Source organism: Thermus caldifontis (genome assembly GCF_003336745.1).
GTDB lineage: Bacteria > Deinococcota > Deinococci > Deinococcales > Thermaceae > Thermus > Thermus caldifontis.
Genome location: NZ_QGMX01000002.1, coordinates 103,944 through 117,182 on the forward strand (window position 1 = coordinate 103,944; position 13,239 = coordinate 117,182).

General features: G+C 65.7%; 13 protein-coding genes. 9 read left to right on the forward strand and 4 right to left on the reverse strand.

Annotated features, from left to right (window positions below):
* Nucleotide 1 precedes the first annotated feature (1 nt).
* Together cmk and aroA are read right to left on the reverse strand one after the other, a co-directional pair.
* The gene (gene cmk / locus DK874_RS04295; protein ID WP_114312801.1) at nucleotides 2–640 is read right to left on the reverse strand and encodes a (d)CMP kinase; all 639 of its coding nucleotides are present in this window, start codon (nucleotides 638–640) and stop codon (nucleotides 2–4) included.
* Nucleotides 625–1,914, reverse strand: coding sequence for a 3-phosphoshikimate 1-carboxyvinyltransferase (aroA, locus tag DK874_RS04300; protein WP_114313005.1), 1,290 nt, complete (start codon nucleotides 1,912–1,914; stop codon nucleotides 625–627). The genes cmk and aroA overlap by 16 nt, the downstream gene beginning before the upstream one ends.
* A gap of 67 nt (nucleotides 1,915–1,981) precedes the next feature.
* Between aroA and DK874_RS04305 the strand changes: the two genes are divergently transcribed.
* Nucleotides 1,982–4,597 (forward strand): AfsR/SARP family transcriptional regulator, encoded by a 2,616-nt coding sequence (locus DK874_RS04305; protein WP_114312802.1) that lies wholly within the window; start codon nucleotides 1,982–1,984, stop codon nucleotides 4,595–4,597.
* Here DK874_RS04305 and DK874_RS04310 read toward each other — a convergent pair.
* Nucleotides 4,578–4,772, reverse strand: a complete 195-nt coding sequence (locus tag DK874_RS04310) for a hypothetical protein (protein ID WP_205387558.1) — start codon at nucleotides 4,770–4,772, stop codon at nucleotides 4,578–4,580. The two genes, DK874_RS04305 and DK874_RS04310, sit on opposite strands and share 20 nt — an antisense overlap.
* Before the next feature lie 99 nt (nucleotides 4,773–4,871).
* On the opposite strand from DK874_RS04310, the gene DK874_RS04320 reads away from it, so the two are divergent.
* The 4 genes from DK874_RS04320 (at nucleotide 4,872) to DK874_RS04335 (ending at nucleotide 7,585) form a co-directional block, all read left to right on the forward strand.
* Nucleotides 4,872–5,744 (forward strand): SIS domain-containing protein, encoded by an 873-nt coding sequence (locus DK874_RS04320; RefSeq protein WP_114312803.1) that lies wholly within the window; start codon nucleotides 4,872–4,874, stop codon nucleotides 5,742–5,744.
* Nucleotides 5,745–5,845: 101 nt separating this feature from the next.
* Nucleotides 5,846–6,523 (forward strand): endonuclease V, encoded by a 678-nt coding sequence (locus tag DK874_RS04325; RefSeq protein WP_114312804.1) that lies wholly within the window; start codon nucleotides 5,846–5,848, stop codon nucleotides 6,521–6,523.
* A gap of 10 nt (nucleotides 6,524–6,533) precedes the next feature.
* Nucleotides 6,534–7,169 (forward strand): lysophospholipid acyltransferase family protein, encoded by a 636-nt coding sequence (locus DK874_RS04330; RefSeq protein ID WP_114312805.1) that lies wholly within the window; start codon nucleotides 6,534–6,536, stop codon nucleotides 7,167–7,169.
* 122 nt (nucleotides 7,170–7,291) lie between these two features.
* Nucleotides 7,292–7,585, forward strand: a complete 294-nt coding sequence (locus DK874_RS04335) for an HU family DNA-binding protein (protein WP_114312806.1) — start codon at nucleotides 7,292–7,294, stop codon at nucleotides 7,583–7,585.
* Nucleotides 7,586–7,635: 50 nt separating this feature from the next.
* Here the strand turns inward: DK874_RS04335 and ftsH are convergent, their stop codons facing one another.
* The gene (ftsH, locus tag DK874_RS04340; RefSeq protein WP_114312807.1) at nucleotides 7,636–9,519 is read right to left on the reverse strand and encodes an ATP-dependent zinc metalloprotease FtsH; all 1,884 of its coding nucleotides are present in this window, start codon (nucleotides 9,517–9,519) and stop codon (nucleotides 7,636–7,638) included.
* Nucleotides 9,520–9,644: 125 nt separating this feature from the next.
* Between ftsH and dnaK the strand changes: the two genes are divergently transcribed.
* From dnaK to DK874_RS04360, 4 genes are all read left to right on the forward strand, one after another.
* Nucleotides 9,645–11,504: a molecular chaperone DnaK gene (gene dnaK, locus DK874_RS04345; protein ID WP_114312808.1), complete on the forward strand. Its 1,860-nt coding sequence runs from the start codon at nucleotides 9,645–9,647 to the stop codon at nucleotides 11,502–11,504.
* 62 nt (nucleotides 11,505–11,566) lie between these two features.
* Nucleotides 11,567–12,118: a nucleotide exchange factor GrpE gene (locus DK874_RS04350; RefSeq protein ID WP_114312809.1), complete on the forward strand. Its 552-nt coding sequence runs from the start codon at nucleotides 11,567–11,569 to the stop codon at nucleotides 12,116–12,118.
* Nucleotides 12,119–12,121: 3 nt separating this feature from the next.
* Complete coding sequence (locus DK874_RS04355; RefSeq protein WP_114312810.1) at nucleotides 12,122–12,958, forward strand: DnaJ C-terminal domain-containing protein; 837 nt, start codon at nucleotides 12,122–12,124, stop codon at nucleotides 12,956–12,958.
* On the forward strand, nucleotides 12,945–13,181 hold the full coding sequence (locus tag DK874_RS04360; RefSeq protein WP_114312811.1) for a chaperone modulator CbpM: 237 nt from the start codon (nucleotides 12,945–12,947) through the stop codon (nucleotides 13,179–13,181). Before DK874_RS04355 ends, DK874_RS04360 begins: the two co-directional genes overlap by 14 nt.
* The last annotated feature ends 58 nt before the right edge of the window (nucleotides 13,182–13,239 follow it).

Genomic DNA, 13,239 nt, shown 5'->3' on the forward strand with positions numbered 1-13,239 from the left:
CTCAATCGCGGATGTGGGAGAGCACGCGGGCCACCACCTCCTCGAGGCCCATCTCGCTGGTATCGATCACAATGGCCTCGGGGGCAGGAAGGCTTTGCGCAAGGTCCAGCTCATCCCGGCGAAGGAGGTCTTCCAGCACCTCCCCGTAATCCTGAGGGCGCTCGGCAGCGCGCCTTTTAGCCCGCACCTCGGGGCGGGCCGTGAGGTAGAACTTGTGGGGGGCCTCAGGGAAAACCACCCGGCCCATATCCCGCCCCTCGGCCACGAAGGGCGGTGGGACTTCCTTAAGCCTTTCGTTGACCCAAGAGCGCACCCCAGGATGCCGGGCCACGGAGGAAACCACCCGGTCCACCTCCGGGGTGTGGAGGCGGGGGGTGAGGTCCTCCAGCCCCGAAGGCCCTGCCACCACCACCCGGTTCCCCTCCGGCTTGGGGAAAAGGCGGATGGACAAGCCTTTGAGAAGCCGCAAAACCCCTTCCTCATCCCCCGGCTCCACCCCACCCCTCAGGGCCAGGTGGGCGGCCGCCCGGTAGAGGAGGCCGCTGCTTAAATAGGGCACCCCCAAGGCCTCCGCCACCCTTTTCGCCACGGAGCTTTTCCCCGAGGCGGAAGGCCCATCTATGGTCACGATGCCCCGCATAGCCGCTTCAGGTCCTGGAAAAAGCCGGGATAGGAGATCTCCGCCCAGTGGGGCTCGTGGATCCTCACCCCCACCCTAAGGCCCGCCACGGCAAAGGCCATGGCGATCCGGTGGTCATGGAAGGGCTCCACTTCTCCCGGCTGCACCCCACCCCCTTGGATCCTAAGCCAGTCCGGCCCTTCCTCCACCCCCACCCCCAGGGCCCTAAGGTTCTGGGCAATGGCGGCGATCCGGTCCGACTCCTTCACCCGTAGCTCGGAAAGGCCCGGAATGTAGGTCTCCCCTTCCGCCCAGGCAGCGGCGGCCGCCAGGACAGGCACCTCATCCACCATCAGGGGGATCAACCCAGGGTCCACGGAAACCCCCTTCAGGGAGCTATACCGGGCCCGGATCCAGCCCACAGGCTCCCCCGCCTCGCCCTCCACCACCTGCCATTCCAAATCCCCCCCCATCTCCCGGAGCACCTCTAAAAGCCCTGTGCGGGTGGGGTTTAGCCCTACCCCCTCCACCGTGACCTCCGAACCCGGAACCACGAGGGCCGCCACCAGGAAAAAGGCCGCGGAGGAGAAATCCCCGGGCACGGTAAGGTCCTTGGCGGGGAAGGGCTCGGCCCTTTGGGTGCGGATGCGCTGCCCCTCGGTTTCCAAAGGCAGGCCGAAGTGGCGGAAGAGCCTTTCCGTGTGGTCCCGGGTGGGGATGGGCTCCACCACCTCCGTGACGCCCTCGGCAAAAAGCCCTGCCAGGAGAAGGGCGCTTTTCACCTGGGCGCTGGGTACAGGAAGGGTATAGGAAATCCCCCTTAGGCTCCCACCCCGCACCGCCAAAGGCGCCTTCTTCCCCCCTTCCCTTCCGTCTATGGAGGCCCCCATGGCCCGGAGAGGCTCCACCACCCGGCCCATGGGGCGGCGGCGCAAAGAGGCATCCCCCGTTAGCACGGCAAAAAGCCCCTCTTGTCCCGCCAGGATGCCCAGAAGAAGCCGCATGAGGGTGCCGGCGTTGCCGCAGTCCACCACGTCCTCAGGCTCCTTCAAGCGAAGCCCCCGCCCCCGCACCCGGAAGTGGGGGCCCTCCTCCAGGACCTCCGCCCCCAAAGCCTGCATGGCCCGGGCGGTGGAGAGGGTGTCTCCCGCCTTCAAAGGGTAAAAAAGCCTTCCTTCCCCTTCGCTTAGGGCCAGAAGCATGAGGCCCCTATGGGTCACGGACTTGTCCCCAGGAACGCGCAAGCGTCCCCGCAAGGGGCCCCAGGGGCCTAGGTCCAGGTAGGGCCGGTCCATGCCCCCCAGTCTGAAAGGCAGGTGGGCTTTGGTCAAGGCCGGAACCTGGCTAAAATGGAGGACAAGCATGGCCCTGACCTGGCAAAGCCCGGTCTACCTGGAGCGCCCCCGGCTTTTGGACCTCCTGCCCCAGGAACCGGGCTTTGCCGTGTGGCTCGAGGCCCCAGCGGGCTATGGCAAGAGCGTTCTGGCCGGGCAGCTGGCCGCCCGGTTAGGCTTCCGAACCCTTTGGACCAGCGCCCTTTTGGGGGAACCCAAAGGGCTTCTGGCCAAGGCCTTGGGCCTGCCCGAGAAGGTGCCTTGGGGAGCGGTGGTGGAGGCCCTTAGGGCCGAACCCACCCTGGTGGTCCTGGAGGATCTGAGCGGCCAGGAGGAGCTTTCCCCTCTCCTGCGCACCCTTCCCGCCCTGGTGGTCCTGGCCAGCCGCAAGCCCCTCCCCTACCCTGAACTTCCCAAGCTCCTGGCCGAGGGAAGGCTCGTCCACCTAAAGGCTTCCCATCTGGCCTTTACCCTCGAGGAGGCCGAGGCCCTTTTCGCCGGCAAAGAAGGCTTTGCGGAGGCCCACCGGGCCACGGGGGGCTGGCCCCTTCCCCTTTTCCTCTCCGCCCTCACGGGAAGCCCCCCCGAGCCCATGGCCCTCCTGCAGGGCTTAAGGGAAAGCCTCTCGCCCGAGGAGCTCCAAGAAGGCCTCCTCCTCTCCGCCCTCCCCTACCTGCCCCTTTCCCAGGCCCGCCCAGAAACGGAAAGCCTCTTTCAAAAAGGCCTGCTAAGGCGCTTGCCCGTGGGCTACACCCTACACCCCCTCCTCAAGGAGATGGCCAAGGGAAGCCTCCTCGAGGAGGTGCAGCAGGCGGTACGCCAGGCCGGAAAGAGGCTTCCCCCTGCCCTCTTGGCCGAGGCCTACTGGGAAGCAGGCCTGAAGGCGGAGCTTCTGGAGCTCCTGGACCAACCCATCACCCTCCCCCTCCCCGCAGAAAGGCTCCTGGAGTGGGAAGGCCTCCTCCGTCAGGGAGGCCCCAGAGCCCACTTGCGGCTGGGGGAGGCCTTGGCCCAGTGCGGGAGAAGGGAGGGGCTGGCCCTTTTAGAGGGACTGGCGGACTCGGAAGAACCGGGAATAGCCCTTACCGCGCTAGGCCACCTGGCCTACTTCCTCTCAGAAAACCTCCTGGAGAAGGAACTGCCCCGGGCCCGGGCCTGTCTGGAAAGGGGCCTAGAATTGCTCCCTCGGGTGAACCCGGAGCTGGCCGGCCGTTTCTTGAACGACGTGGCCCGGGTACCCTTTGAGGAAGGCCGGCCCGAGGAGGCGGCGAGGCTTCTGGAAGAAGCCCTCCGCTACTTGCCCCCGGAAAGCCCCTACAGGATTGCCCCCCTCAGCAACCTGGCCCTCCTGCGCTTTGAGCTAAAGGGGGCCTTTCGGGAAAGGATAGAGGTCCTCGAGGAGGCCATGGGGCTTATGGAGCGGCATATGCCCCAAAACGTCCCCGGCCACCTCCGGGACCTGGGCCGGCTTTACCTCCTCCTCGGGGAAAAGGTGAGGGCGCGGGGCTACTTGGAAAAGGCCAGCCAAACCCCCGGCCACCCCCTGGCCTCCTTGGAGGCCAAGATGCTCCTGGCCCACATGGAAAGGGACCCCGAAACCCTCGCCCGCCTGGTGGCCCAGGCGGAACTTTGGGAAAACCCCTATTTGGTGGAAAGGGGAAGGGCCCTTCTGGCGGAGCTAAGGGAGGAACCAAGCCTCCTCCAGGGCCTTTCCGGCTTCTTCCCCAGCCTCACCCGGGCCCTTTTGCAAAAGGACGCTAGCCTCCTACCCCCTTACCCCGGCAACCTGGAGGAAAAGCTCCTTTGGCACGCAACCCGCTACCGTATCCTGGGGGAGGAGAGGGACCTCACAGCCCTTCTCACCCTAACCGACGCCAAAGAAGGCATCCTCCCTGGCCTTCTTCCCCTGGAAGCCCTGCCCCAAAGGCGCCCCCAGCTTTCCCGGGCCTACCCCCTTTTGGAAGTGCTGCGCTCAGGCTGGAAGGAGGCCATCGCCCTTAGGCTTCCCGAGATCCCTCCTCTAAAGGTGCGGGTCCTGGGGCGCTTCCAGGTGGAAAACCCCTTGGGGCCCGTGGAGCTTAGGGGCAAAGCCAAGGAGGTTCTTGCCCTCTTGCTCTTGGGTCTACCCAAAGAAGAGGTGGCCTATACCCTCTGGCCCGACCTTTCGGAGGAAGCTGCCCTAAACAACCTGTACGTGTGGCTTGCCCGCATCCGGAAGCTCCTGGAGCCCTGGGGAATTCCCACCTACCTGGGGGAAGTGGGGCTGGTGCGGGTGGCCTCCGACCTCAAGGACCTGGAAGAAGCCCTGGAACGGGAGGATGCGGAGGGGGTCCTTCGCCTTTACCAAGAGCCCCTCTTCCCCGGCCTGGACCATCCCGTTGTGGACCGGAAGCGGGAGGAGGTTTTCCACCGGGTGCGGACCCTTTTCCTGAAGAAGGGGGAACCCCGCTTCCTGGAGCGCCTTCTGGAGCTGGACCCCCTGGACGAGGAAGCCCTCCTCCCCTTGGTGGAAACCTGCCTATCCCGGGGGCAACGGGCCCGGGCCAAGAGGCTTTTGGAGCATTACCGGAAAAGGCTTTGGGAGGAACTGGGGGAGAACCCTTCCATCAGAGTGGAACGCCTCCTCAAAAGCCTTCAGGGCTAGCTCCGAGAAACCACCCTTCCCCCTCCACCCGAACCCCCTCCCCGGGCTCCAGAAGGAAGGTGGCCGGGGGTTCCAGGTGGATTCCCTGCACCTGGCCCTTCCCTTCCAGAAGGGTTAGGAGAAGGGGTGCCTGCGGATGGAGGCCTAGCCCTCCGGGAATGCCTCCGCCAACCACACCTCCCCCACCCCCGGGCCAAAGCCCAAGGCGCCTTTTCCCCAAAGACGCAGCACCGGCTTGGGACGAAAATGCAGCACGGGGTTTAGCATAAGGGGTATGCGCGACCTGGATCGCGAGGAGACCTATCTCTCGGACCGCCGGGGCCTGGCTCTGGAGCTTCGCGACCTGGTGGGTTCGGGACCCGTGCCCACCCGGTCCTACCCCGCACCCCACGCCGCCTTGGGTTATGGGGAAGGCCATTTCGCCGCCCGGCTTTCCGGCCTTGCCGACTGGACAGAGGAAGGGACCCTGTTCGTGCTGGAGGGAGGGTACGACCTGGGAGAGGCCGCGGCCCTTTCCCTGCTGGCGGAGACGGAGCGGGTACAGGTGGTCAAGCTGGGCCTCCGCCCTGGTGTGGAGGTCTACCTCTCCCCTAGCCCTCTGAACCCTTACCGCTACCTGCGCTTCCTCCTTCTGGCCACGGGGCAGGAGGAAGCCCTTTCCGAGGTGGATAAGGTCCTGTTGGAGGAAAGAAGGCGCCTTACCCCGGAGATCCCCCTCGAGGAGAACCCCGCCAAGTTCCTGGCCTACACCCTGGTGGAGCGAATCCCCCTCCTCTACGCTCCCTTTTTCCGCCCCTTGGAGGAAGCAGGGCAGAGCCTTTTTGCCCGGATTGGGAAAAGCCTAGCCCTCACCCCACCCCATAGCGCCCTGGAGTTCTTCCTCACAGGCCTCGAGGCCCGCCACGAGCAGGGAGACCCCCTGGCCGCCCTCCTCCTGGGGGAGGGGGAGGCGGTACGCCTGGCCAAGGAGATTCTGGAAACCCGGGTGGACGCCATCGCCGAGGTACCGGCTCCCTCAGGCAGCCGCCTGGCCCAAGCCCTGGCCCTGTGGTACCGCCTGGCCTGGACCGCCTACTACCTGGCCCTGCTCTACGGGGTGGACCCCTCCGACCCCGAGGTGCTGGAGCGCCTGCGGGAGGCCACCTAATACCCCACCTGGGAAAGACCCAGATGGGACCCCGGTAAAGGCGTAACGCAAACCCAGTCCCGGTGGGGAGGGCAACGAGAAAGGGGGTAGCCGCCGTGCCCATGAAGGCCTTTCCCAAGCCAGCGGATCTCCAGGAAGCCATGACCCTGCAAAGGAGCCTGGCAGAGAAGGTGGTCCTGGAGGGAAGCCTGGAAGGCGTTCAGCGGATTGCCGCCCTGGACGCTTCCCACAAAAGGGGGAAGCCCCTGGTGGCGGTGGCGGTGCTATACCACCTGGAGAAGGGCCCTCTTGCCGTGGGGCTAGGGGTGGTGCCCGAGGAGGACCTCTTTCCCTACATCCCCGGTTTCCTCTCCTTCCGCGAGGCCCCTGCGTATCTCCAGGCGTTAAGCGGGCTTCCCGAGCCCCCCGAGGCCCTAATGGTGGATGGCCAAGGCATCGCCCATCCCCGGGGCCTGGGCATCGCCAGCCACCTGGGGGTGCACCTGGACCTCCCCAGCATCGGCGTGGCCAAACGCCTGCTCTATGGCCGTCTGGAAGGCCCCTTGCCCCGGGAGGCGGGAAGTGCGGTACGGCTCCTCTCCCCGGAAGGCCGCCCCCTGGGCTACGCCTACCGCAGCCGTACGGGAGTGAAGCCCCTTTTCATCTCCCCCGGCCACCGGGTAGGCCTGGAGGCCGCCTTGGCCTTTGTGCGGCGTCTTCCCACCCGCTTCCGCCTGCCGGAGCCCTTGCGCCTGGCCCACCTCGAGGCGGGCAGAGCCCTCCGCCGGCTGGACCCGTAAACTGGAACCCGTGGAGGCACACCGACCCAACCCCGTCTACCGGGCCGCCTGGTATCTGGCCCGGTTTCTCCTGCACCTCCTCTTCGGCTACCGGGTGGAGGGAGCGGAAAACATCCCCCCGCAAGGCTCGGTGATCCTGGCCGCCAACCACCTTTCCATCCTGGATCCCATCGCCGTGGGGGCCGGGGTGCGACGCCCCGTGAGCTTCCTGGCCCGGGCCGACCTCTTCCGCCTACCCCTGCTCTCCTGGCTTCTACCCCGGCTTTACGCCATCCCCGTGGAACGGGGGCAAAGCGATCTCTCCGCCATCAAAGGGGCCATCCGCGCCCTGGAAAGGGGTATGGCCTTCGGCATCTTCCCGGAAGGAACCCGAAGCCGCACGGGCAAGCTCCAGCCCTTTAAGACCGGGGTGGCGGCCATCGCCCTGCGCACCGGAAGCCCCGTGGTACCCGTGGCGGTGGTGGGCACCGACCAGGCCTGGCCCGTGGGGCAAAAGCTCTTCCGGTTGCGCAAGCCCATCCGGGTGATCTATGGCAAACCTATACCGGTTCCGAAGCTGTCCCGCTTTACCCACCAGGAGCTGGAAATCCTGACCCGGGAGATAGAGGCCCAGGTACGGGAACTTCTGCCACCCCAGTACCGCTAGAGCCAATACTTCCGTTATCACACATTGCTATACACAGGTATACAAATGGGTCAGAGTATTGCGTAGCTCCATTCACGCGTGCTATAGTCCTTGCGGAAGGGAAAAGAGGAAGGAGGTAAAGAATGGCAGCAAAGAAAACGGTCACCAAAGCGGATCTGGTGGATCAGGTGGCGGCCGCTACTGGCCTTAAGAAGAAAGACATCAAGGCGGCGGTGGACGCGTTCCTCTCCAAGGTGGAAGAAGCCCTCTCGGGGGGGAACAAGGTCCAGCTCACCGGCTTCGGCACCTTTGAGGTGCGCAAGCGCAAGGCCCGCACCGGCGTGAAGCCCGGCACCAAGGAGAAGATCAAGATCCCCGCTACCCAGTATCCCGCCTTCAAGCCGGGCAAGGCTCTCAAGGAAAAGGTCAAGAAGTAACGTATTCCCTTCCCCCGGGGGGCCTTGGCTCCCCGGGTTTATTCCTGGCCTCAGGCCCCTCCCAACGCTCCTCCCGGCTTGACCTTGGGCACCACCCGGGGGGTTTCCTTTTCCGGGCGCTCCTGGGGAGTACCCTCGTCCTCCTCTAGGGGCAGGCCCTCCACCACCTTTTGGAACTCTTCCCCGGTAAGGGTTTCCCGCTCCAAAAGGGTTTCCGCCACCCGCTCCAGGATTTCCCGTTTCTCCTGCAGGAGGTTTTTCACCCGCCCGTACTGCTCCTCGATGAGGCGGTGCACCGCCTCGTCTATGCGCTTAGCGGTTTCCTCCGAGTACTGGCGCACGTCGTAACCGCCCAGGTAGGTGTCCTCCCGCACGGCGTAGGCCACCGGGCCGAACTCGGGGTGCATGCCCCACTCGGTGATCATGCGCCGGGCCAGCTCCGTGGCCTGGCGGAAATCGTTTTCCGCCCCCGTGGTCACGTCCTCAAAGATGAGCTCCTCCGCTGCCCGCCCCGCCAAGGCCACGGCGATCTGGTCCAGGAGGCGGTTCCGGCTCCAGTGGAGCATGTCCTCCCGCCTGGGCATCATGAAGCCCAAAGCCCGCCCCCGGGGCACGATGGTCACCTTGTGCACCCCATCGGCGTGCTCCAGGAAATGGGCGGCCAGGGCATGCCCTGCCTCGTGGTAGGCGGTGATCTTACGGTCGCGGGGGGTAAGGACCAGGCTCTTCTTGGCTGGGCCCATCATCACCCGGTCGGCGGCCTCCTCGAGGTCCTTCATGGTGATCTTCTTCCGGCCTTCCCGGGCCGCCAGGAGGGCCGCCTCGTTCAAGAGGTTCTCCAGGTCCGCCCCCACGAAGCCCGGGGTGCGCTTGGCCAAAAGGGCCAGGTCCACGTCCTCCGCCAAGGGCTTTCCCCGGGCATGGATGCGGAGGATCTGCTCCCGGCCCTTCACATCGGGGGCGTCTATGGCCACCTGGCGGTCAAAGCGGCCTGGGCGCAGGAGGGCCGGGTCCAGAACGTCGGGGCGGTTGGTGGCGGCCATAACGATGATGGTGGAGTCCTTTTCAAAGCCGTCCATCTCCACCAGAAGCTGGTTTAAGGTCTGTTCCCTTTCGTCGTTTCCACCCCCAACCCCGGCCCCGCGCCTGCGGCCCACGGCATCGATCTCGTCGATGAAGACGATGCAAGGAGCGTGCCGCTTGGCAGTTTCAAAGAGATCCCTAACCCTGGCCGCCCCCACCCCCACGAACATCTCCACGAAATCGGAACCACTGGCGGTGATGAAAGGCACCTTGGCCTCCCCCGCCACCGCCCGGGCGATGTGGGTCTTCCCCACCCCCGGGGGGCCCACCAGGAGGACCCCCTTGGGAATCCTGGCCCCCATCTCGTGGAAGCGGGCGGGGTTCTTCAGGAACTCCACGATCTCCTTCAGCTCCTCCTTGGCCTCCTCGGCCCCGGCCACGTCCTTGAAGGTGACCTTGGGGGCCTCGGTGAGCACCTTGGCCCGGCTCTTGGTGAAGCTGAAGGCGGAATCCGAGGGCCCGGCGCGGCCGTTGCGGGAAAAGTAGAAGAGGGCCCCGACGAGAAGGCCTACCAGCAACAAGGGCCAAAGGAACCCCAAGGGGCTTTGCCCCTGGGGAGGCTCCACCCGCACGCTCACGCCCCTTTTGGTCCAGGCCTCGAGGGTCTGGTTATCGGGAGGGCTAGCGGCGTAGGTGGTGAAGGTGGAACCATCGGTGAGGGTACCCTGGATGCGGGTATCCCCGGCGCGCACCACCACCTCCTTCACCCGGCCCGCCTGCAGGTCCTCCAGGAAGGTGGTGTAGTTCACCCCGCTTGCCGGGTTCCCCGCCGTACCCGCCAGGCTGAAAGCCCAGGCCAAAAGGAGCAGGCCCAAAACGAAGACCAAGAAGTTCAAGGGAAGCCGGGACATGTCTTCTCTTAGGGTACACGCTCGAAGGGAAATCCGGGTAGCATGGAGCACTATGATACAAACATGCTCAAGTCTCTTGACTTTTCTATGTGGGATGGTTTATGCTTGGGACGAGAGGTGTAGCTATGGCTAAGGCAGTGGGCATTGACCTGGGCACCACCAACAGCGTGATCGCCATCATGGAGGGCGGTAAGCCCGTGGTCCTGGAGAACGCGGAGGGGGAAAGGACCACCCCCAGCGTGGTGGCCTTCCGGGATGGGGAGACCCTGGTGGGCCGGATGGCCAAGCGCCAGGCGGTCCTTAACCCCGAGGGTACCATCTTTGAGATCAAGCGTTTCATTGGCCGCCGCTATGAGGAGGTCCAGGAGGAGGCCAAGCGGGTTCCCTACAAGGTGGTCCCCGGGCCCGATGGCGGGGTGCGGGTGGAGATCAAGGGCAAGCTCTACACCCCCGAGGAGATCAGCGCCATGGTCCTCCGCAAGCTGGTGGAGGACGCCTCTAAGAAGCTGGGGGAAAGGATCACCAAGGCGGTGATCACCGTGCCCGCCTACTTCAACAACGCTCAGCGGGAGGCCACGGCCAACGCCGGGCGGATTGCGGGCCTGGAGGTCTTGCGCATCATCAACGAGCCCACCGCCGCCGCCTTGGCCTACGGCCTGGACAAGAAGGGGAACGAAACCGTCTTGGTCTTCGACCTGGGCGGTGGCACCTTTGACGTGACGGTGCTGGAGATCGGCGAGGGGGTCTTTGAGGTGAAGTCCACCTCCGGGGATACCCACCTGGGCGGCAGCGACATGGACCACGCCATCGTGAACTGGCTGACCGAGGAGTTCAAGCGGGAGTACGGGGTGGACCTCAAGGCGGACCGCCAGGCCCTCCAGCGCCTGATCGAAGCGGCGGAGAAGGCCAAGATCGAGCTTTCCAGCACCCTGGAAACCACCATCAGCCTTCCCTTCATCGCCCTAGACCCCGCCAGCAAAACGCCCTTGCACCTGGAGAAGAAGCTCACCCGGGCCAAGTTTGAGGAGCTCATCGAACCCTTGCTAAAGCGCCTACGGGGCCCCGTGGAGCAGGCCCTTAAGGATGCGGGCCTGACCCCCGCCCAGATCGACGAGGTGATCCTGGTGGGCGGGGCCACCCGGGTGCCGGCGGTGCAAAGGGTGGTGAAGGAGCTCCTGGGCAAGGAACCCAACCGCTCCGTGAACCCCGACGAGGTGGTGGCCATGGGGGCTGCCATCCAAGCGGGGGTCCTCATGGGGGAGGTGCGGGATGTGGTCCTCCTGGACGTCACCCCCCTCTCCCTGGGGGTGGAGACCAAGGGTGGGGTGATGACCGTCCTCATCCCCCGGAACACCACCATCCCCACCCGCAAGTGCGAGATCTTCACCACCGCCGAGCACAACCAGACCGCGGTGGAAATCCATGTCCTCCAGGGCGAGCGGCCTATGGCCGCGGACAACAAGAGCCTGGGCCGCTTCCGCCTCGAGGGCATCCCCCCCATGCCCGCGGGGGTGCCCCAGATTGAGGTCTGCTTTGACATTGACGCCAACGGCATCCTCCACGTGACCGCCAGGGAGAAGTCCACGGGGAAGGAGGCCTCCATCACCATCCAGAACACCACCACCCTCTCCGAGGAGGAGATCCAGCGGATGATCGAGGAGGCCAAGCGCCATGCGGAGGAGGACCGGCGCCGCCGGGAGCACGCCGAGCTCAAGAACACCCTGGACTCCACCCGCGTCCAGGCGGAGAGGATCCTCCAGGAGAAGCAGGGTACCCCCGAGGCCAGGTCGCGCCTCGAGGCGGCCATCGCCCGGGCCAAGGAGCTCTCGGAAAAGGACGCCCCCGACCCCGAGCTGAAGGCCGCCACGGAGGAGCTTTTGCAGGCGGTAGAGGCCTACGAGAAGGCCGCCACCGCCGGGGCCACCGGGGCATCCAGCCGCGGCCCTGACGACGTGATCGACGCCGACTACAAGCCCGCCGACTAAAGCCCCCCTGCCCTGGCCCCTGCCGGGGCAGGGGCCTCCCCTTACCCCCTTTCGGAGGAAGCATGGAGAAGGAACGCGAGAACATCCAACAGGAGGAGGCCGCCCAGGTGGAGCAAGACCTCCAGACGGTAGGCCAGGAGGCCTTGGCCCCAGAACGCCTCCTGGCCGTAGAGGAGGAGCTCCGAGCCCTAAAAGACCGGTACGTGCGCCTTCTCGCCGACTTTGACAACTACCGCAAGCGCATGGAGGAGGAGCTTAGGCTTAGGGAACGGGAGGGGACCCTCCGGGCGGTCCGCGCCCTCCTTCCCGTCCTGGACGACCTGGAACGGGCCTTGGAGTTCGCCGAGGCCAACCCGGAGAGCATCCTCAAGGGCGTGAAGGCGGTGCGGGAAGGCTTCTTCCGCATCCTGGCAGGGCTTGGCATTGAGGAGGTGCCTGGGGAGGGGGAGGCCTTTGACCCCCGCTACCACGAGGCCATCGGCCTCCTCCCGGGAGAACCGGGCAAGGTGGCCAGGGTTTTCCAAAGGGGCTTCCGCCTGGGCGAGGCCTTGATACGCCCAGCCCGGGTGGCGGTGGGCGAGGAAAAAAGCCCGGAAGAAGAGGGCGTGGAGTAGGCCATGAAGGACTACTACGCCATCCTGGGGGTACCGAGAAACGCCACGCAGGAGGAGATCAAACGGGCCTACAAGCGCCTGGCCCGCCAGTACCATCCTGACGTGAACAAAAGCCCCGAGGCGGAAGAACGCTTCAAGGAGATCAACGAGGCCTACGCCGTCCTCTCCGACCCGGAAAAGCGCAAGGTCTACGATACCTACGGCACCGCCACCCCTCCCCCACCCCCGCCCCCGGGTGGGTACGACTTCTCCGGGTTTGAGGTGGAGGACTTTTCCGACTTCTTCCAGGAGCTCTTCGGCGGCGGCCTCTTTGGGGGCATGGGGCGGAGGAGGCCAAGGAGAGGCCGCGACCTCAGGGCCGAGCTTCCCCTTAGCCTCGAGGAGGCCTTCCACGGCGGTGAAAAGGTGGTGGAGGTGGGGGGCAGGCGGGTTTCCGTGAGGATCCCCCCAGGGGTGCAAGACGGGAGCACCCTCCGCCTGGCGGGCCTGGGCGGGCCTGGGGAACCCCCAGGGGACCTTCTTCTTTCGGTGCGGCTTCTGCCCCATCCCGTTTTCCGTCTGGAGGGCCAGGATCTCTACGCCACCCTGGACGTTCCCGCCCCCATCGCCGTGGTGGGGGGTAAGGTGCGGGCCCCCACCCTGGAAGGCCCGGTGGAGGTCACCATCCCCCCTAAGACCCAGGCGGGCAAAAGGCTCCGGCTTAAGGGCAAGGGCTTTCCCGGACCCCATGGCCGCGGGGACCTTTACCTGGAGGTGCGGGTGGTGATCCCCGAGCACCTCTCCCCCGAGGAGGAGGCGCTTTGGCGGAAGCTAAAGGAGGTGCGGTATGCTGGTGCGTAGCCCCTATATATCCATGGAGGCCCTGGCGGACTACGGCCTTTCCTTGGGGGTGGTGCGGGCTTACGTGGAGATTGGCTTCGTGGAACCCTTGGTGTGGGAAAGCAGCTGGTACTTCCGGGAAGAGGACCTTTGGCGCATGCTTAAGGCCGAGCGGATCCGCCGCGACCTGGGGGCCAATCTGGTGGGGGCCGCCTTGGTGGTGGAGATCCTGGAGCGCCGCTGACCCCTTAGCCCCCCCTTTGGGACATCCCTCCCTATCTTTTCCCTTTATAATCAAACCA

What these genes read in the sequence shown, in the direction of transcription:
- cmk (WP_114312801.1), bottom strand. Translation starts at nt 640, where the DNA reads ATGCGGGGCATCGTGACCATAGATGGGCCTTCCGCCTCGGGGAAAAGC.
- aroA (WP_114313005.1), bottom strand. Translation starts at nt 1,914, where the DNA reads ATGGACCGGCCCTACCTGGACCTAGGCCCCTGGGGCCCCTTGCGGGGA.
- DK874_RS04305 (WP_114312802.1), top strand. Translation starts at nt 1,982, where the DNA reads ATGGCCCTGACCTGGCAAAGCCCGGTCTACCTGGAGCGCCCCCGGCTT.
- DK874_RS04320 (WP_114312803.1), top strand. Translation starts at nt 4,872, where the DNA reads ATGCGCGACCTGGATCGCGAGGAGACCTATCTCTCGGACCGCCGGGGC.
- DK874_RS04325 (WP_114312804.1), top strand. Translation starts at nt 5,846, where the DNA reads ATGAAGGCCTTTCCCAAGCCAGCGGATCTCCAGGAAGCCATGACCCTG.
- DK874_RS04335 (WP_114312806.1), top strand. Translation starts at nt 7,292, where the DNA reads ATGGCAGCAAAGAAAACGGTCACCAAAGCGGATCTGGTGGATCAGGTG.
- ftsH (WP_114312807.1), bottom strand. Translation starts at nt 9,519, where the DNA reads ATGTCCCGGCTTCCCTTGAACTTCTTGGTCTTCGTTTTGGGCCTGCTC.
- dnaK (WP_114312808.1), top strand. Translation starts at nt 9,645, where the DNA reads ATGGCTAAGGCAGTGGGCATTGACCTGGGCACCACCAACAGCGTGATC.
- DK874_RS04350 (WP_114312809.1), top strand. Translation starts at nt 11,567, where the DNA reads ATGGAGAAGGAACGCGAGAACATCCAACAGGAGGAGGCCGCCCAGGTG.
- DK874_RS04355 (WP_114312810.1), top strand. Translation starts at nt 12,122, where the DNA reads ATGAAGGACTACTACGCCATCCTGGGGGTACCGAGAAACGCCACGCAG.
- DK874_RS04360 (WP_114312811.1), top strand. Translation starts at nt 12,945, where the DNA reads ATGCTGGTGCGTAGCCCCTATATATCCATGGAGGCCCTGGCGGACTAC.